Raw genomic sequence first — 18859 nt, 5'->3', positions numbered from 1 at the left:
GGTCATGAGGATGCTCCTTGCAGGGAAACCAGTGGGATCAGGGTGTGTTCGGCCGACGGTTCGACGGGACTGTGATAGCGGGTCTTGAGCAGCCCGCGGCAGAAGTGGGCGTTGCCGTCGATCGAGATGCGGGTGGAGCGGGCGCGGCGCAACGCCAGCACCACGTCGCCGTCTTGGCGGCCGGTGTGGTCGACCAGCACCAGATCGTCGGGCTCGGTGGACAATCCGACCGTCCGCCGGCGCCGCAGCAGTGACTCGGTGATGCTGTCGGCGGGTAGATCGCCCAGCGTGACCCCGCCCAGGCTGGTTTCGGCCCGCCCGGCGCGCACCAGCGCCGTCAGGCACCGTTCCATGGCCGCGGTGTGGGCTTTGCGGTGGAAGATGGTGCGCAGTTCGTCCAGGCTGTCGAGTGCTTCGTGGCCGAACGTCCCGCGGTATCCGGCATCGGCGGCCAGCCCGGCGTTGATCAGCGGCGAGTCGTGGTGGTCATCGAGTTCGACCACCACGTGTCGGGTCCAATCCAGCGCTGTCAGAGCGTCTTTGGCATCCGAAGCCATCAGGTAGGCAAAGTTGGGGGAGCAGAACGAGGTGGGTAACCGCAGGTGCACCTCGACGTCACCGCCCGCGCTGATCACCAGGGAGTGCACAAAGCCGAGATCGGTGATGGGCTCGTCCAGTTCGGGGTCGACGACGGTCGCGAGCGCCCGGTGCGCCTGGTCGTGGTGGTGGAGATCGGGGCGGGTCATGCCGGCGCCATCTCGTCGGCGCCGCGGGGGCCCACTGCGGGTTCTCCGGCATCCGGGAGCTGCAGCTCTGCGGGCACCGGGATGTCGTACATCTTCGCGGCGTTCAAGCCCAGGATCTTCTTCTTCTGATCCGTGCTGATCTTCGGGTATTCGCCCAGTTCGTCCGGGATCTGGAAGTCGACGAACGCCTCCACCAGCCAGCGCGGCGTCCACAGCGCATAGTCCGACGAGAACTGGATCCGGTCCTCGCCCACCCAATACAGCAGTTCACCCATGATCTGCGCGAAGTACTTCGGCCGGGTGTGGATGAACGGCATGGCCACCGCCAGGCCCGCATGCACGTTGGGTTCCTGGGTGGCGATCCAGCAGAAGTCCTCCAGGCGGGGCAGGCCGCAGTGTTCGACGACGAAGTTCAGGTCGGTGAAGTCCGACGCCACGTGGTCGATGTCGGCGACGTCGAAAGCATCGCGATCCAGCGGTCGGATGGTTGGCCCCTTGTGGACGTGGATGTTGCGGATGCCGAGTTCGCGGCACGCCTCGAAGTAGCGGTAGGCCCACGGGTCGTCGAGGCGCCAACCGCGCGACTCACCGTGCCACTCGGCGGTGTAGAGCTTCACGCCCTTGAGGCCGTACTTGGCGGCGTCCTCGCGGAGCTGGTACAGCCCCGCCTCACCGTTGCGCGGATCGAAGTTGTGGTTGTAGGTCAGCTTGTCCGGGTGCTTGGACGCCAGCTCGAAGGCCTCGTCGGTCTGGCCGAAGCCCTTGTAGTAGAACTCCCCGAGCGCCGCGGGCTGGAAGATCGCGTGGTCGACGTAGCCGTCGGTGAACAGATCTTTCATCAGCCGCTCACCGCCCTGGTAGAGGTACTCCTCGTAGCTCCACACCTCGGAGTCCGGCGACAGGTTGCGGTGGTAGTCGTAGAAGCAGTCGATGAACTGCTTGCCGTGGATGTTGCGCTGGTTCTCGGGTCGGGCATCCCAGAGGGCGATGTGGGCGTCGACGATGAAGTAGCTGTTGTCAGCAGTGCGGTACATGACGTGCCTTTCTTTCTGTGAGGGCGGTCACAGCGTGAGCTCGACATTAGGGTGGCCGATCCGTTCCGCCGAGAGGGCACATGTCTCAATCTGAGACGCGCGGCCATGGGCGGCGGGCGCCGTCGGATGTAACGTGGATCACACGTTCGAGGAAGGCTCCGGCGCAGTGGCTGACGGATTACCCGACCGCATGCAGCGGCACGAGGTCGACCGCGCGGTGCCGCGGCGGCTGCTGGCATCGTGGCAGCGCAGCGAGGAGTACGGGGTACCGCTGGAGTCGGTCGAGCCCGTTTTTGCCGGGACCGAGAACCTGGGGTCGCTGTTCGTCGAATGCGGCAACGAGGTGCTGGCGGATCTGCACCGCACGCTGTCCGGCGAACCCGTCAGCCTGATGCTCACCGACGCCGACGGGGTGGTGTTGAGCCGGCTGTCCGGGGACCCCAGCCTGCTGCGGGCGCTCGACGATGTGCACCTGGCACCCGGGTTCGGTTATGCGGAAAGGGATGTGGGCACCAACGGCCTGGGGCTGGCGCTGGCGGACCGGGTGCCCACCTTGGTGCGCGCCGAGGAACACTACGCACTGAACTTGTGCACGTTCACCTGTGCGGCGGTACCGGTGCTGGAACCGGTGAGCGGTCGGCTCGAAGGCAGCGTCAACTTCACCACATGGTCGCGGTCGTCCAGCGATCTGTTGCTGGCGCTGGCTCGCTCGGCCGCCAGCAACACCGCTGCGCTGATGCTGGCGCGCTCCAGCGGCCGGCGGCCGCGTCCGACGGCGCGCGGGCAGGTGTTTCGCGTGGAGACCCAGCTGGAACCCGGGGCTGGCACCGCGCACCACCTGTCCGTCGGCTGGAACAGCCTGCTGTTGCGCGCCGAACAGGCGATGGTCGACGGGCACGTGGTCGCCGCGCTGGGGGAGCCCGGTGCGGGTCGCGCGACGTTGTTGGCGCAGGCGGCCCGACGTGCCTACCCGCGGGACCGGATCCTGTCGGCGGGCACCCCCGCGCCGTCGGACACCTCGACGTGGCTGGAACTGTGGGCGCCCGAGTTGGGCAAGGCGCACACCGCGGTGGTGGTGCGCGACGTCGATGCCCTGCCCACGTGGGCGGCGCAGCGGCTGCGGGATCTGGTGGCGCAGACCGCGGCGGTGCCGTTCGCGATGACCGCCGAGCGGTTCAGCGACATCCCGCCTGCGCTCTCAGCGCTGGTCGACACCGTGCTCGAGGTACCACCGCTGCGGGAGAGGTGCGCCGATGTGGTGCCGCTGGCCGCCCACATCGCCCGCCGCACCCGCGGCCGGGACGTTCGAATCACCCCCGCGGCGGCCCGCGCGCTGCAGAACTACGGCTGGCCGGGCAACGTCGATCAGCTCTCCCGGGTGGTGGCGGACGCCGCGGGGCGCTCGGACGTGGTCGACGTCGCGATGCTGCCCACCGAGGTGCTGGCCGGTGACACCCGGCACCTGTCGCGGATCGAGGCCTTCGAACGCGGGGAGATCGTCCGGGTGCTCGGCACGGGGTCGCCGACCATGGCCGAGGCGGCTCACGAGCTGGGGATGAGCCGGGCCACGCTGTATCGGAAGGTGGCCCAGTACGGCATCGACGTCGCCGGTCGTTCGGCCCGTTGACGGTGAGCATCGCCGATGTCTACGAACATCATTCGCTGGTCATTGCCTCGGATTTCCGGGTGCCGGACCCGGCCGCGATGCGCCCGGTGCTGCAGCGGCTCGAGGGGGCGCTGGCCGAACTGGGGACCCACCATGTGCTGACCTACCGGTCCACCCGTGAGCACGGCAGGGTGCTGGTGATGCTCGGGGTTCACAACCACGAACCCATCGTGGAGGTCATGCGCTCGGACGTCTTCCTGGAGTGGTTCGACGAGGTGGGGGTACGCGACATCCCGGCCGTCTTCGCCGGTGAGATCGTCGCGCGCCTCGACGTGGCCGACCCGCCCGCACCGCCGCGGCCCGCCGTGCTGGTCTCGGCCATCGTCCCCGTCGCCGACATCGCGTTTCTCACCGACCAATTGCGCGGGGCAGCAGCGCGATTCGCCCAGGCTGGGGTGCACACGGTGTGGGTGTTCCGCTCCTTCGACGACCCACAGGAGGCGATGATCCTGCAGGAGATCGACGATGAGGCCAGTGCCCGCCGCTGGATCGAGCATCCGGATGCGGCCGCCGTTTGGATGCGTAACACCGGGGTCGGGGTATACCCGCCGCTGTTCGTCGGTGAGTTCGACTCACTGGTTCGGATCGACTCGGCGTAGAACGACGAGGGCCGCCCGGGCATGAACCCGGGCGGCCTTGTCGGACAACAGAATCAGGCGATGTGCTCGTCGGCCACCGTCAGCGCCGCATCGAGCGCCTGAAGACCCTCGGCCACCTCGGCGTCGGTGATGTTGCAGGCCGGCACCGCATGGATGCGGTTGAAGTTGGCGAACGGCAACAGTCCGTTGGCCTTGCATGCGGCGATCGTCGCGTTCATGGCGGGGCTGGCGCCGCCGTACGGTGCCAGCGGTTCGCGGGTGGCCTGGTCGGCCACCAGCTCGATCGCCCAGAACACCCCGAGGCCGCGGACCTCGCCGACGGAGCGGTGCTTGGCGGCCAGCTCACGCAGGCCAGGTCCGAGCACATCGGTGCCGATGCGCTTGGCATTGGCCACCATGCCCTCGTCCTCCATCGCGTTGATGGTGGCCACGGCTGCCGCACAGGCCAGGGGATGTCCGGAGTAGGTGAGCCCACCCGGATAGGCCCGCTCGGTGAAGGTGTTGTAGATCTTGTCGCTGATCGCGACACCACCCAGCGGCACGTAACCCGACGTCACACCCTTGGCGAAGGTGATGAGATCCGGAGTGACATCGAAGTTCTGGATGGCGAACCACTCACCGGTGCGGCCGAAGCCGGCCATCACCTCGTCGGCGATCATCACCATGCCGTACTTGTCGCACAGCTCACGCACACCGGCCATGTACCCGGGCGGGGGCACCATGATGCCTGCGGTGCCCGGCACCGACTCCAGGATGATCGCCGCGAACGACGACGGACCCTCGTGCTGGATCAGCCGCTCCAGGTACTCCAGTGCGCGCTGCGACTCCTGCTCCTCGGTCTCGGCGTAGAACGACGAGCGGTACAGGAACGGGCCGTTGAAGTGCACCACGCCGGCGCTGGCGTAATCGTTCGGGTAGCGCCGCGGGTCACCGGTCAGGTTGATCGCGGTGTCGGTGCCGCCGTGGTACGAGCGGTACCGCGAGAGCACCTTGTACCGCCCGGTGTGCAGGCGCGCCATCCGGACCGCGTGTTCCACGGCGTCGGCACCGCCATTGGTGAAGAACACCCGGTTCAGGTCACCCGGCGTGCGCTCGGCAATCAGCCGGGCCGCCTCCGAGCGCGCCGCGTTGACGTGCTGCGGTGCGACGGTGCACAGCTTGGCAGCCTGCTCGGCGATGGCCGCGACCACCTTGGGGTGCTGGTGGCCGATGTTGGTGAACACCAGCTGCCCGGAGAAGTCGAGCAGCTTGGTGCCCTCGCCGTCCCAGACGTACTGGCCGTCGGAGGCGATGATCGTCATCGGCTTGATCTGCGCCTGCGCCGACCAGGAGTGGAAGACGTGCTGGCGGTCCAGTTCGTAGGCGCGGGCGCCTTCGGCGATCGCGGTGTCGAGATCCTGCCCGGAGGGCAGGACGTGAGCATCAACAGAAGTCATGGGTGCGATTGTCCCTGTCCTAGGCGTTCTGCGGGAAGCCGAGGTTGATGCCGCCGTGGCTCGGGTCGAGCCAGCGGGTGGTGACCACCTTGCCGCGGGTGAAGAAGTGCACCCCTTCGGTGCCGTGGGCGTGGGTGTCGCCGAACAGCGAGGCCTTCCAGCCGCCGAAGCTGTAGTACGCGGTGGGCACGGGGATCGGCACGTTGATGCCGATCATTCCGACCTCGACCTCGTTCTGGAAACGTCGGGCTGCGCCACCGTCATTGGTGAAGATGGCGGTGCCGTTGCCGTAGGGGTTGTTGTTGATCAGCTCAAGCGCGTCGTCGTAGGTGTCCACGCGGACCACCGACAGCACCGGGCCGAAGATCTCGTCGGTGTAGACGCTCATCTCGGGGGTGACGTTGTCCAGCAGGGTCGGGCCCAGCCAGAAGCCGTCGGCCTCGCCGTCGACCTGGGGGTTGCGCCCGTCGACCACCACGGTGGCGCCGTCGGCCTCGCCGGCGTCGATGTAGGAGGCCACCTTGTCGCGGTGGGCCTTGGTCACCAGCGGACCCATGTCGGAGTTGCGGGTGCCGTCACCGGTCTTGAGGGTGGCGGCGCGCTCCTTGATCTTGGCGACCAACTCGTCGGCCACGGGACCGACGGCCACCGCCGCGGAGATGGCCATGCACCGCTCACCTGCGGAGCCGAAGCCCGCGTTGATCATCGCGTCGGCGGCCAGGTCCAGATCGGCGTCGGGCAGGATCACGGCGTGGTTCTTGGCGCCGCCGAGGGCCTGGACGCGCTTGCCGTGGGCGGTGCCGGTGGCGTAGACGTACTCGGCGATCGGAGTGGAACCCACGAAGCTGATCGACTTGACCGTCTTGTTGGTCAGCAGCTCGTCGACGGCCACCTTGTCACCCTGCAGCACGTTGAACACGCCGTCGGGCAGGCCGGCCTCCTTCCACAGTGCGGCGATCCAGAGTGCGGCGCTGGGATCCTTCTCCGACGGCTTGAGCACGACGGTGTTGCCCGCGGCGATGGCGATGGGGAAGAACCACATGGGCACCATGGCCGGGAAGTTGAACGGGGAGATGATGCCCACCACGCCCAGCGGCTGGCGGATGGAGGCCACGTCGACGTTGGTGGAGGCGTTCTCGGTCATGCCGCCCTTGAGCAGATGCGGGATCCCGCACGCGAACTCGACGACTTCCTGGCCGCGGCTGACCTCGCCCGCGGCGTCGGAGAGCACCTTGCCGTGCTCGCTGGTGATGATGGCGGCGATCTCGTCCTTGCGGGCGTTGAGCAGCTCGCGGAAGGCGAACAGGATCTGGCTGCGCTTGGCCAGCGACGTGTCGCGCCAGGCCGGGAATGCGGCGGCGGCGGCGTCGATCACGGCGCGGGCGTCGTCGACGTCGGCCAAGGCCACCTCACCGGTGACGACACCGGTCGCCGGGTTGGTCACCGGAGCGGTGCGCTGGCTGCTTCCGGGGAAGCTCTTGCCGCCGGCCCAGTGACCGATGGTGGTCACCTTGCTGATCGTCGCAGTCATATCGGGTCCTGTTCTGTCGGTCGAAGTCCTGGTCTTCAGTGTGGTCCGCGCCGACGTGGTTGGCTCCCGACGTTCTGTAACTTTTGACCGCAGACAACTTACGATGTGTCGGTGACGTTGACCATCGCCGACATCCTGGATCTGCCGGTGTTGCGCGCGGGCGACCCGGAGGTGATCGGCGGCGGCGCCCTGGACCGTCCGGTGCGCTGGGTGCACGTCAGCGACATCGCCGACCTGTCCAATCTGCTGGAAGGCGGCGAACTGGTGCTCACCACCGGCGCGGCGCTGTTCGAGCCGGATTACCTGCCCCGGCTGGCCGCCGCGGGCGCAGTGGCGGTGGTGGTGGAGCTCGGCCGCCACGTCACCGAGATCCCGCCCGCGATGGCGACCGCCGAGTTGCCCCTCCCGGTGATCGCGCTGCACCGGGAGGTGCGCTTCGTCGAGGTCACCGAGGAGGTGCACCGCCGCATCGTCGCCGAGCAGTACGCGGAGGTCGACTACGCCCGTCGGGTGCACGAGGCGTTCACCGCGTTGAGCATGCGCCGCGCCACCGTGGAGGACATCGTGGCGGCGTGTGCCGACATGCTCGACACCGCGGTGGTGCTCGAGGATCTCAATCGCCAGGTGCTGGCCTTCGATGCGCGGGGCACCCGCACCGCCGACCTGCTGCGGGACTGGGACCGCCGCTCCCGGCTGGCGGGCGCGGAATGGCTGAGCCGCGGCGTCGGGCCCTACCGCCAGGAATGGGGCCGGCTGATCGCCCCGCTGGCCGAGGCCACCTCGCGCGCCGCGATGACCGTCGAGCGCGCCGCACAGGCGCTGGCCCTGCACCACATGGCCGAACAGGGCCGCACATCGCTGGAACTGCGGGCCCAGAGCGGACTGGTCGACGACCTGCGTGCACACCGCGTGGCCGACGAAGCCGAAGCCACCTCACGCGCGTATGCCCTGGGGCTGCGCCCCGCGTTGACCTATGTGCCCATGACATTGCGGCCCTTGGAGATTCGCAACAACGATCAGGTGCTGACCCAGCGCCGCCGGGCCGCGGTGCTGGACGCCATGGTGTCCACTGTGCGCGCCGAGGGGCACACCGTCCTGACCGCCAGCCGGGAAGACGGCCAGATCGACGTGCTGCTGGCGCCCCGCCGCGGCGTGCCGCTGAGCCGCATCTGCGATCATCTGCGCCGCGCTGTCGAGCGGGTCGACGGGATCTCCGGCTGCGTCATCGGGGTCGGCCCCGAATCGGCGCGCCTGATCGACGCCGCCGACGGTCTGGCCGAATCGGTGTACGTCGCCGAGGTGGCGGCCGGCCTGCCCGATCCGCGGCGCTCCTTCTACCGGGCCGCCGATGTCCGGCTACGCGGGTTGGTGGCGCTGATCCGCAGCGACCCGCGGGTGCAGGCGTTCGCCGAGACCGAGTTACGCGGCGTGCTCGAATACCGCGCCAAACACGACGACTCGGCGTTCGAGCTGCTGCGGGTCTTCCTCGAGTGCGGTGGTAACAAGACCGAGGTGGCGGGCAGGCTGCGGCTCTCGCGCCCGACGTTGTACGCCCGGCTGGCCGCTCTGCAGCGCCTGCTCGGTGTCGACCTCGACGACGCGGAGTCCCGGACCTCGCTGCATGTCGCACTGCTCATCCTGGACCGACACGACACCCCGCCGGACGGATCGGCGGTGCTTCGCTGACGGGTGTGCTGGGATTGGCGCGTGCCCGACGAAATGCCGCCCGAACCGGCCGTGATCGCCCGGGGGATCCGGATGACGGGACCCTGGGGGCCGGTCTACGGTCCCCTCGATCTCGAGATCGCCCGCGGCGGCGTGACCGTCCTGCAGTGCCCCGCCGGCGCGGGCCGCACCGCACTGATGATGACCCTGGCCGGACGCATGCGGCCGGTGGCGGGGGAGTTGACCGTGCTCGGCCAGACCAGGACCTCCGCCATCTTCGGCCTGGCCGCTCTGGCGGGGATCGACGAGATCGACACCGTCGCCGAGTCCGTGACGGTGCGGGACCTGATCACCGAGCAACTGCGCTGGGACGCGCCCTGGTACCGGCTGGTGCGCCGCGCCGACGCCGACGACCTCGCGCGGGTGTGCGCCCCGGTGTTCGGGGAGCTGCCGCTGCCGCCGTTGGGTGAATACGTCGACGAACTCAGCGAACTGGACGGACTGCTGTTGCGGATCGCGCTGGCCAACACCCGTCGCCCGCCCCTGCTGGTGGTCGGTCAGTCGGACCAGGTGACCGGGGAGCGCAACCGGGACCTGCTGCTGCAAAGGCTGATCGCACTCGGTGGTGAACAGACCGTCGTCACCGCGAGCGTGGATCCGGTGACCGATCCGCAGGTCCGCACGCAGCTCGAGGTCACGAATGTGACCAGGGCCGAACTGGTTTCCCACGAGGAGGGCGAATAGCCGTGTTGGCCGGGATGTCACTGGGAACCGACGTCAAGCGTTACTCTCGCGGCGCACTGCCGCGGATCGCGCTGATCACCATCATTCTCATGCCGCTGCTGTACGGCGCGATGTACCTGTGGGCGTTCTGGAATCCGTTCGCCGAGGTGAACAAAGTGCCCGTCGCGCTGGTGAACTCCGACCGCGGGGCGTCCGCGCAGGGGCAGGAACTGAGAGCCGGCGACCAGGTGGCCGCCGCGCTGGAAGCGTCCGGGCAGTTGGACCTGCACCCGGTGTCCGCCCAGGAGGCCGCCGCCGGGGTGGCCGCCGGCGACTACTACTTCGCGATCACCCTGCCGGAAGACTTTTCCGATAGCATCGCTTCGCCCTCGGGTGGCGATCCGCACCAGGCCACCATCCAGTTCACCTTCAACGACGCGAACAACTACCTGGGTTCGATCATCGGGCAGAACGCCTCACGGGAGGTGCTCAACCAGGTCAACGCCTCCATCGCCGAGCGCACCGTGGGCACAGTGCTGACCGGGCTCACCGACGCCGGCGCCGGGCTGGTCGCCGCCGCCGACGGCGCCGGCCAACTGGCGGCGGGCTTACACACCGCCAACGACGGCGCCCGCCAGTTGTCCACCGGCGCGCACGCGTTGTCGGCGGGTCTGGATACCGCGCGTTCGGGATCGGCGCAACTGGCCGCCGGCACCCAGCAGCTGGCCACGTCGGTGGACAAGGCCGTCGACCCGCTGCTCGACGTGCTGGACCGGGTGGGCGACCTGCAGCTAGATCCGGAGGCGGTCGGTCGGGCCGCGGCCCACCTCAGCGGCGCGGTGCGCTCCACCACTGACCGCATCGCGGCCCTGAACATCGACCAGGCACAAGCGGCCGCCATCGTGAACCAGGCGGTGGGGCTGCTGCGCACCAACCCGGACCCGGCGGTGCGTGATCTGGGCAATTTCCTGGCCGGTGCGCAGCATCTGCTCGACGCCCAGGGGATCGACCCGACCACCGACGCCGGGCTGATCCGCTTGCGCGACAGCGCCGCATCCCTGGAGAACGAGCTGGGCGACCCGAACAGCCGGCTGCGTACCTTTCTGGCCTCTGCCCTCAATGGCGGGCTACGGGCCGACGTGGCCAAACTCCGCGACGGCGTCGACCAACTCAACACCGGCGCCCATCAGCTGTCCGACGGACTCGTCACGCTCAGCGACGGCAGCGACCGGCTGGCCTCGGGTGCCGATCAACTGGCCGACGGTACGGCGAAGTTGCAGGCCGGCGGCGACGAGCTGGCCACCAAGCTCAAGCAAGGCTCCACGCAGGTCCCGTCCTGGACCCCGCAGCAGCGCACCGATGTCGCCAAGACGTTGGCCGCCCCCGTTGCCCTGGACCTGGTGACGGACAACCCCGCACCCACCTTCGGCACCGGGTTCGCGCCGTTCTTCCTGCCGCTGGCGCTGTTCATCGGCGCGCTGATCATCTGGATGTTGTTGACGCCGTTGCAGTCCCGGCCCATCATCGCGGGCGTGGGCGCGTTCCGGGTGGTGCTCGCGTCCTACTGGCCCGCGCTGTTGATCGCGGCGTGTCAGGTGGTGGTGATGTACGCCGTCGTCCACTTCGGTGTCGGGCTGCACGCCGAGTACCCCCTGGCCACCGTGGGGTTCCTGCTGCTGATCGCGGCCACCTTCCTGGCCATCATCCAGGCGTTCAACGCGGTGTTCGGGGTGGCGGTGGGCCGGGTGATCACGTTGGCGTTCCTGATGCTGCAGTTGGTGTCCGCCGGTGGGATCTATCCGGTGGAGACCACAGCCACGCCCTTCCAGTGGATCCACCCCTTCGACCCGATGACCTACGCGGTCAACGGGTTACGGCAGCTGACCGTCGGCGGCATCGACTCCCGGCTGTGGGTGGCGTTGGCCGTGTTGAGCGGGTTGCTGGCCGCGGCATTGGCAGCCAGTTCCTGGGCGGCGCGGCGCAACCGGCAGTACACCATGGAGCGGCTGCACCCACCCATCGAGGTCTAGAGTTTTGCCGAGCAGACGCGAGCTCGGGTTGCGGCGGGTGGTCTGACCCGACTTCGCGTCTGCTCGGCAATGTCAGATGGTGCCCTTGAGCAGTTGGCGGGCGACGATCAGCCGCTGGATCTCGCTGGCGCCCTCCCAGATGCGCTCCACCCGCAGTTCGCGAAACATTCGCTCGGCCACGTTTTCCCGCATGTAGCCGCGGCCGCCGAACACCTGTACCGCGCGGTCGGCCACCCGCCCCGCCATCTCCGAGCAGTACAGTTTGGCCATTGACGCCAGCCCGTGCAGGGTCTTGCGCTCGCCGCCGGCGTCGATGGCTCGGGCCACCTCGTAGAGCATGGTGCGGGCGGCGAACAGTTCGGTGGCACTGTCGGCGAGCATGCCGGCCACCAGTTGGTGCTCACCCAACGGTTTACCCGCCACCACACGGCTTTTCGCGAACGCCGTCATCTCGTCGACCAGGCGCTGGCCCGCCCCCACACAGCGTGCGGCCACCATCAGCCGCTCGAAGCGGAACCAGTCCTGGGTGAACGTCATGCCGGCACCCTCGGCGCCCACCAGGTGTGAGGCGGGCACCCGGACGTCGGTGAACGAGACGATGGGATGCTCGTCGGCGATGTGGTGGCTGTAGTGCGGGGTGCGGACCACCTCGACCCCCGGCCACGGCAGATCCACCACCAGCAGGACGTGTTCGCCGGCGAAGTCACCGTTGTCCAACACTCCCTGGACGAACAGATAGTCGGCCAGATTGAAGGATGTGACATGCCATTTCACGCCGTTGACCACGTACTCGTCACCGTCCTTGCGCACCGAGGTGCGCAGGTCGGACACATCGGAGCCGGCGAACTCCTCGGTGATGGCGTACGCCTCGTGCTTCTCGCCGCGCACCGCGGGTGCCAGCCACCTCTCCCGCTGGAAGTCGGTGGCGACGTCCACCCACCACTGCGGCGGGGTATGCATCACCCAGGCCAGCCCGTTGGTCACCCGGCCCACCTGTTCCTGCACCAGGACCTGTTGTAGCGCAGTGCATCCCACACCACCGGCTGCGGCGGGGATGTTGGTGGCGTACAGCCCGAGTTCGAGAGCACGGTGGTGGTGGGCGGCCGCGATCTCGGCGGGCAACTGGCCCCCAGCCAGTTCGGCGTCCACCTCATAGGACATCAGCGACTCGGCGAACGTCGCTGCGGTGTTGCGGATGCGCAGGTCATCGGCGTTCAGTCCGTACATGCACGTGGCCCCTTGCTCTTGACTGAGCGTTCAGTCTATGCGACCGTCTCGTGGTATGACCAGTGCTGACGTGGTGGTGGTCGGCGGTGGAACCGTCGGCGCGTGGGCGGCGGTGCTGCTGGCCGCGCGCGGAGTGAAAAGCGTGACCCTGGTGGAGGCTTCGCGGCTGGGTGACGGTGCCAGCAGCCGGGCCGCGGGCATGGTGCGCGCCCAGGGCGGCACCGAGACCGCCATCCGGCTGGGGATGCGAAGTCAGGAGTTCTACCGCGCCAGCGGTGACCACTTTCCCGTGGACTGCGGTTTTGTCGCCCAGGGATACCTGATGCCGTGCTTCAGCGACACCGAGGTGGAACAGGCGCACGCCCGGATCGCGGTGCAGCGGTCACTCGGGCTCGATGTCGAGTGGCTCTCGGGCGACGATCTCGACGCCCGCGGTACCGGGCTCGCGCCGGGGGTAACCCTGGGCGCCTCCTACGCGCCCGGCGACGGGTACATCGACGCCCCGCGCAATGTGCTCGCCTACACCGCTGCGCTGGCCACCCACGGTGTTGATGTCCGGGAAGGTTGCGCCTTCACCGGGCTGCGCACCGACGGGGCCCGAGTGGTCGGCGTCGACACCTCCGACGGTCCCATCCACACCGAACACGTGGTGCTCACCGGCGGGCCGCAGCTGGCCGAGGTGGGGGCAGCGGCCGGGGGTCGGGTCTACGCGGGAGGCACTCGGCATCAGGTGGTGGTCACCGCGCCGCTACCGGCCGGCAACGTGCACGAGCTGCCGATGGTGTTCGATGTGGTATCCGGAATCTATTGGAGACCAGGGGAATTCGGTGGTCTGCTGTGGGGGATGAGCAACCCGGACGAAGCGCCGGGCCCGGCGACCGAGTTCGACTGGACCTATTACGAGAAGGCCCGCAGCCGGATGGAGGAACTGTACCCGGCGGTGCGCGGCCTCGGCCTGCGGCGTACCTGGGCGGCCACCATCGATTTCACCCCTGACCACCTACCGATCCTGGGGCCGCTGCTCAGCGACGACGGACCTGTGGCGGGCACCGTGGTGGCCAGCGCGGCCGGGCACGGCATGATGTGGGGCCCCGCGGTGGCCGAGGCGGCCGCGGACCTGACCACCACCGGTGGGTGCAGCTGGCTGGACCTGACCGATCTCGGCCTGGACCGCTTCGACGCCGACGGGCGCAGTCGGCTCGAGCCCGAACCCATCTCGCTGCCGTTCCCGGAAACTGTTGTTCGAGAGAGGAACCCGTCGTGACGCACGCCGATCTGACACCCATCCTGGCAGGTGCAGCCGGAGCGGATCTGGAGGACTGGGGCCCACTGGCCGAAGCCACCGGTCACCCGATGGCGACCTCCGGTGTCGAGGTGTGGGTCGACGGCGACTCCTCGGCCGGGATCTGGGAATGCGAACCCGGGCCGTCGCGATGGGCGCTGGAGACCAACGAGGTAATCTTCCTGGTGGCCGGCTCCATGACCGTCACGCCCGACGGTGGACCGCCGAGCACCGTGCGCACCGGCGACGTCGCGGTGTTCCCCAGAGGGTGGAGTGGCACCTGGGAGATCCACGAGACCGTCCGCAAGGTGTACTCGATCTTCTGATCAGCTCAGCCCGGTGGCCGACCGGCGTCGCCGAGAGATCGCGTCCACGCTCGCGGCCAGCAGCAGCACCCCGCCGGTGACCAGGAAGTTGATGTACGACGACTGGTTGAGCAGGCCCAGGCCGTTGGCGATGGTGGCCACCACCACGCCGCCGATCACCGCGTCCAGCGCCCGGCCCCGGCCGCCGAAGAGGCTGGTGCCGCCGATCACGGCCGCACCCACCGCGTACAGCAGGGTGTTGCCGGCACCGGAGGACGCCGACACCTTGCCCGCGTAGGACGCCGCCATGATGCCGGAGAGTGCCGCCAGCGACGAGCACATCACGAACACCGACACCCGGATCCGCGTCACCGAGATACCTGCGCGCCGCGCGGCCTCGGCGTTGCCGCCGACGGCGTAGATGTGGCGGCCGTACGCGGTGCGGTTCAGTACCAGCGTCAACACGATGAGCAGGACCAGGATCAGCGGCAGAACGTAGGGGATACCGCTGATCTGGACGTTGGCGTTCACGGCGCGGTTGACGCTGAGGATGTAGGTGACCCCGAAAACCACCAGCGCGACGGCCGCGATGCGTACGCCCACCACACCGATCGGGGGATGTGCCAACCGCAGCGCGCTCTTGCGGCGGTACTGGATCAGCTCCAGTGCGGCGAAGCCGAGAACCACCACCAGGGCCAGTGCCCAGCCGGCGCTCACCGGCAGGTTGGTGATGGTCATTCCGCGGATCACCGGGTCGTCCACCCGTGCCGAGCCGCCCTCGCCGATGAGCTTGAGCGTCACGCCCTGCAGGCCCAGGAAGAACGCCAGCGTCACGACGAAGGACGGGATGCCGAGTCGGGCGCGCAGCAGACCGATCGCCAGCCCGATCAACGCCCCGCACGCGATCGCCAGCGCCACCGCCAGCCACCAGGGCCAGTTGAGGTTGACGATGGTCAGCGCCATGGCACAGGCCGAGACACCGCCGGCCACCCCGGCCGACAGGTCGATGTCGCCGAGCAGCAGCACGAACACCAGACCCATTGCCAGCACACAGATCGAGCCGGCCTGGGTGATCAGGTTGGCCAGGTTGAGCGCGGAGAGGAACCGGTCATTGGCCAGTCCGAAGATCACGAACAGGACGATCAGACCGAGGACGGCGGGCAGGGAGCCCATGTCACCGCCGCGGACGCGCTGCAGGTAGCTGCGCGCTGCGGCGCCCAACGTCTGGTCGGCGCGGTTGTCGCCGGCGAAGTCGGCGTCTGCCAACGTGACATCCGGGCGGACGCTGGTCATGTCTGATCCTTCACTGTCGATGTCTGCACGGGCGCTCTCACATTGACTCGGCGGCCTCGGCGGGGGCCAGGCCCAGGCTGCCGGACCGTCCCGCGGTGATGAGCTCGACGATCTGGCTGTGGCTGACCTCGGAAGCTTTGACGTCGGCGGCCACCCGGCCGAGGTACAACGCACAGATCCGGTCGGCGACCTCGAAGACGTCGGCCATGTTGTGCGAGATCAGCACCACGCCAAGGCCCTGCTCGGCCAGCCGGCGCACCAGGTCGATCACCTGCCGGGTCTGCGCCACACCCAGGGCGGCTGTCGGTTCGTCCAGCAGCACCGCTTTGGAATTCCACAGCACCGACTTGGCGATGGCCACCGTCTGTCGCTGCCCGCCGGACAGGCTGGAGACGGTCTGGCGCACCGATTTCACCGTCCGCACCGACAGCGACGCCAGGGCCTCGCGGGCCATGGTCTCCATCTGCGCCTCGTCGAGGATGCCCCGCCGTTTGATCTCCCGGCCCAAGAACATGTTCTCGACGATGTCGAGGTTGTCGCACAGCGCCAGGTCCTGGTACACGACCTCGACGCCGAGTGCGGCAACGTCGTTGGGACCGTGCACCGTCACCGGTTTGCCCTCGAAGAGGTACTCGCCGCTGTCGATGGGGTGGATGCCCGCGATGGCCTTGACCAACGTCGACTTGCCTGCGCCGTTGTCACCGACCAGCGCGGTGACCTTCCCGGGGTACACCCGGAAGTCGACATCGTGCAGCACGTGCACCACACCGAAACTCTTGTTGACGCTGCGCAATTCGAGTATGGGCTCGACCGCCTCACTCATGGGGTGTCAGACTCCCGCCTCGGTGCACATGGCGGCGAACTGCCCGGCGCACACTTCTTCCTTGGACTGGCCGCCGTCATCGAACACCACGTTCATGTTCTCCTTGGTGATCGATTTCGGCGTCAGCAGCACCGACGGCACGTCGCGGCCGCCCTGGTCATCACGCGAGGTGTTGTTGGTCTCGGGCTCTTGGCCATTGGCCAACGCGATGGCTGCCTCGGCCAGCGCCCCGGCCTCTTCGGTGGCCGACTTGTACACCGACATGCACTGGGTGCCGGCCAGGATGTTCTGCAGGCCTTCGACGGTGGCGTCCTGACCCGTGACGGGCACCTGTCCGGCGCGCTGGTTCTTCTCCAGGATCGAGATGACCGAGCCGGCGAGGCCGTCGTTGGCGGCATACACACCGTCGATGCGTCCGTCGGCGGCGGTGTACATCTGCTCGAAGATGGTGACGGCTTCGTCGTTGTCCCAATCGGGCACGGCCTGCTCGCCGACGATGGTGATTCCCGGGGTGCCGTCGATGACGGAGTGTGCCCCGCTGGAGAACAGGGTGGCGTTGTTGTCGGTCGGAGATCCGTTGAGGAACACCACGTTCGCCGCGGGCCGGCCGCCGAGGCAGTCCACCAGCCCCTGACCCTGCAGCTCACCGACGACGGTGTTGTCGAACGAGATGTACACATCGGCCGACCCGCCGAGCGTGAGGCGGTCGTAGTCGATGGTCTTGACGCCTTGGGAGGCCGCCTTCTGCTGAATGGCTGCGCCGCTGTCGGAGTCCAGGTTCACGATGGCCAGCACCGTCACCCCGTCGGCGATCATGCCGTCGGCGATGGTGGTCATGGTGTCCGCGGAGCCCTCGGCGTTCTGGATGGTGTATTCGACGCCGGCTTCCTTGAACGCCGCCTCCAGCGCCGGGCGGTCCTTGCTCTCCCATCGGACGGAGGATTTGGTGTCGGGCAGGATGACGCCGATCTTGCCGGCCCCGCTGGCTTCGGCACTGCCGCTGGATCCGTCGCCGGACCCCGAGTCGCTGCTGCTGCTGCACGCGCTGAGCGTCAAGCCGGCTCCGAGAACAGTCGCGACGAGCAGGGCACTGGTTCGATTCACGAAAATCGCCTCCGAATAGGTGGTTGCGGGCACGGAGGCACAGAACCCCCGACGTTTGTTCTTTCAGGCAACATATAACGTGACGTGTGTCACGTCCAGGATTCAGTTGTGCGGATGTTCGGACAAGCCTCGGACTACCGGGCGCCCATCAGGTGCTCGATCGCCAGCTGGTTGAGCGCCACGAAGTTGCCGCCCTTGCCGCCGAAGTACGGCTCCGGATCGAACTGCCCATAGGCCGAGTCGTCGGCCAGCAGGTCGGTGTACGACTCGCCCGCATTCAGGGTGGGCTCGCGCAGTTCGGGCACCCGTGCGGCGGCCAGGGCCTCGATCACGGCCGGGTCCGATCGGAAGGCCCGCGCGCGTTGCCGCAGCAGCAGATACATCCGCATGTTCGCTGCCGCCGAGGCCCACACCCCGGTGATGTCCTCGGTGCGGCTGGGCTTGTAGTCGAAGTGTCGCGGCCCGTCGTAGGCCTGACCCCCGTCGGGGCCGCCGTGCTCCAGCAGGTCCACCAGGGCGAATGCATTGCCCAGGTCGCCGTGGCCGAACACCAGGTCCTGGTCGAACTTGATGCCCCGTTGGCCATTGAGGTCGATGTGGAAGAGCTTGCCGCTGTAGAGGGTCTGCGCGATGCCGTGCATGAAGTTCAGCCCGGACATCTGCTCGTGCCCGGTTTCCGGGTTCACGCCCACCATCTCGGGATGGGCCAGGGTGTCGATGAAGGCCAGCGCATGTCCGACGGTGGGCAACAGGATGTCGCCGCGCGGCTCGTTGGGCTTGGGCTCGATGGCAAAACGCAGGCCGATGTTCTGGTCGTTCACGTACTCGCACAACAGATCCATGGCCTCGCGGTATCGGGCGAGCGCCGCCTGGACGTCTTTGGCGCTGTCGTACTCGCTGCCCTCGCGGCCGCCCCACAGGACGAAGGTCTGGGCGCCCAGTTCGGCGGCCAGGTCGATGTTGCGCAGCACCTTGCGCAGCGCGTAGCGCCGCACTGACCGATCGTTGTTGGTGAAGCCACCGTCCTTGAACACCGGCTGGGTGAACAGGTTGGTGGTCACCATCGGCACCGCGAGTCCATTGGCCTCCAGGGCCCCGGTGAGCCGGGCCAGGATCCGGCTGCGCTCGGACTCTGTGCTGCCGAACGGGATCACGTCGTCGTCGTGGAAGGTCAGCCCGTACGCCCCCAACTCGGCGAGCCGCTCGACGGCCTCGACCGGGTCCAGTGCGGGGCGGGTCGCGACACCGAACGGATCGGCCCCCGTCCAGCCCACCGTCCACAGGCCGAACGAGAATTTGTCGGCGGGGGTGGGTGTCAGTTCGTCGGCGCGCGCGACGCCGGACTCCAGAACCGTCATGATGTGCTCCCTGGCCTCCGCACTCGGGCGGGGTTTG

Annotated in this window: 16 protein-coding genes; 7 read left to right on the top strand and 9 right to left on the bottom strand. The window is 68.4% G+C overall.

The annotated features are described in order from the left end of the window. Window positions 1-2: 2 nt before the first annotated feature. Both G6N58_RS00275 and G6N58_RS00270 read right to left on the bottom strand, forming a co-directional pair. Window positions 3-746, bottom strand: coding sequence for an iron-sulfur cluster assembly protein (locus G6N58_RS00275; RefSeq protein WP_115280211.1), 744 nt, complete (start codon window positions 744-746; stop codon window positions 3-5). Next, window positions 743-1780, bottom strand: coding sequence for an amidohydrolase family protein (locus G6N58_RS00270; protein ID WP_115280212.1), 1038 nt, complete (start codon window positions 1778-1780; stop codon window positions 743-745). Before G6N58_RS00270 ends, G6N58_RS00275 begins: the two co-directional genes overlap by 4 nt. A gap of 133 nt (window positions 1781-1913) precedes the next feature. Between G6N58_RS00270 and G6N58_RS00265 the strand changes: the two genes are divergently transcribed. Then, window positions 1914-3407: an AAA-type ATPase lid domain-containing protein gene (locus tag G6N58_RS00265; RefSeq protein ID WP_232067676.1), complete on the top strand. Its 1494-nt coding sequence runs from the start codon at window positions 1914-1916 to the stop codon at window positions 3405-3407. Window positions 3408-3409: 2 nt separating this feature from the next. After that, a complete protein-coding gene (locus G6N58_RS00260; protein ID WP_435406199.1) occupies window positions 3410-4045 on the top strand; it encodes a fatty-acid--CoA ligase in 636 nt (211 codons plus the stop codon). Window positions 4046-4098: 53 nt separating this feature from the next. Here G6N58_RS00260 and G6N58_RS00255 read toward each other — a convergent pair whose 3' ends face one another. Then, window positions 4099-5481, bottom strand: a complete 1383-nt coding sequence (locus G6N58_RS00255; RefSeq protein WP_115280213.1) for an aspartate aminotransferase family protein — start codon at window positions 5479-5481, stop codon at window positions 4099-4101. Window positions 5482-5500: 19 nt separating this feature from the next. After that, window positions 5501-7012, bottom strand: coding sequence for a CoA-acylating methylmalonate-semialdehyde dehydrogenase (locus G6N58_RS00250; RefSeq protein WP_115280214.1), 1512 nt, complete (start codon window positions 7010-7012; stop codon window positions 5501-5503). Between the two features lie 111 nt (window positions 7013-7123). On the opposite strand from G6N58_RS00250, the gene G6N58_RS00245 reads away from it, so the two are divergent. The 3 genes from G6N58_RS00245 to G6N58_RS00235 are packed head-to-tail and all read left to right on the top strand — an operon-like array spanning window position 7124 to window position 11430. After that, window positions 7124-8698, top strand: coding sequence for a PucR family transcriptional regulator (locus tag G6N58_RS00245; RefSeq protein WP_115281929.1), 1575 nt, complete (start codon window positions 7124-7126; stop codon window positions 8696-8698). A gap of 33 nt (window positions 8699-8731) precedes the next feature. After that, window positions 8732-9421 (top strand): hypothetical protein, encoded by a 690-nt coding sequence (locus tag G6N58_RS00240; protein ID WP_115280215.1) that lies wholly within the window; start codon window positions 8732-8734, stop codon window positions 9419-9421. A gap of 14 nt (window positions 9422-9435) precedes the next feature. Further along, entirely contained in the window at window positions 9436-11430 is a 1995-nt protein-coding gene (locus G6N58_RS00235; RefSeq protein WP_163907788.1) for a YhgE/Pip domain-containing protein, read from the top strand. Window positions 11431-11502: 72 nt separating this feature from the next. On the opposite strand, the gene G6N58_RS00230 is transcribed toward G6N58_RS00235, so the two are convergent. Beyond that, the gene (locus G6N58_RS00230; RefSeq protein ID WP_115280217.1) at window positions 11503-12657 is read right to left on the bottom strand and encodes an acyl-CoA dehydrogenase family protein; all 1155 of its coding nucleotides are present in this window, start codon (window positions 12655-12657) and stop codon (window positions 11503-11505) included. Window positions 12658-12712: 55 nt separating this feature from the next. Between G6N58_RS00230 and G6N58_RS00225 the strand changes: the two genes are divergently transcribed. Beyond that, window positions 12713-13921: an NAD(P)/FAD-dependent oxidoreductase gene (locus tag G6N58_RS00225; protein ID WP_115280218.1), complete on the top strand. Its 1209-nt coding sequence runs from the start codon at window positions 12713-12715 to the stop codon at window positions 13919-13921. Next, entirely contained in the window at window positions 13918-14265 is a 348-nt protein-coding gene (locus G6N58_RS00220; RefSeq protein ID WP_115280219.1) for a cupin domain-containing protein, read from the top strand. The genes G6N58_RS00225 and G6N58_RS00220 overlap by 4 nt, the downstream gene beginning before the upstream one ends. On the opposite strand, the gene G6N58_RS00215 is transcribed toward G6N58_RS00220, so the two are convergent. From G6N58_RS00215 to xylA, 4 genes are all read right to left on the bottom strand, one after another. After that, window positions 14266-15537, bottom strand: a complete 1272-nt coding sequence (locus G6N58_RS00215; protein ID WP_115280220.1) for a sugar ABC transporter permease — start codon at window positions 15535-15537, stop codon at window positions 14266-14268. Window positions 15538-15574: 37 nt separating this feature from the next. Next, window positions 15575-16360, bottom strand: coding sequence for an ATP-binding cassette domain-containing protein (locus tag G6N58_RS00210; protein ID WP_115280221.1), 786 nt, complete (start codon window positions 16358-16360; stop codon window positions 15575-15577). 6 nt (window positions 16361-16366) lie between these two features. Further along, window positions 16367-17464, bottom strand: coding sequence for a sugar ABC transporter substrate-binding protein (locus G6N58_RS00205; RefSeq protein ID WP_115281930.1), 1098 nt, complete (start codon window positions 17462-17464; stop codon window positions 16367-16369). Between the two features lie 134 nt (window positions 17465-17598). After that, entirely contained in the window at window positions 17599-18822 is a 1224-nt protein-coding gene (gene xylA / locus G6N58_RS00200) for a xylose isomerase (RefSeq protein WP_115281931.1), read from the bottom strand. Between the last annotated feature and the right edge of the window lie 37 nt (window positions 18823-18859).

Origin of the sequence: Mycolicibacterium tokaiense (genome assembly GCF_010725885.1) — a bacterium.
GTDB lineage: Bacteria > Actinomycetota > Actinomycetes > Mycobacteriales > Mycobacteriaceae > Mycobacterium > Mycobacterium tokaiense.
Note: the sequence above shows the minus strand (reverse complement) of the source record. Positions and strands in the feature narration are given on the sequence as shown.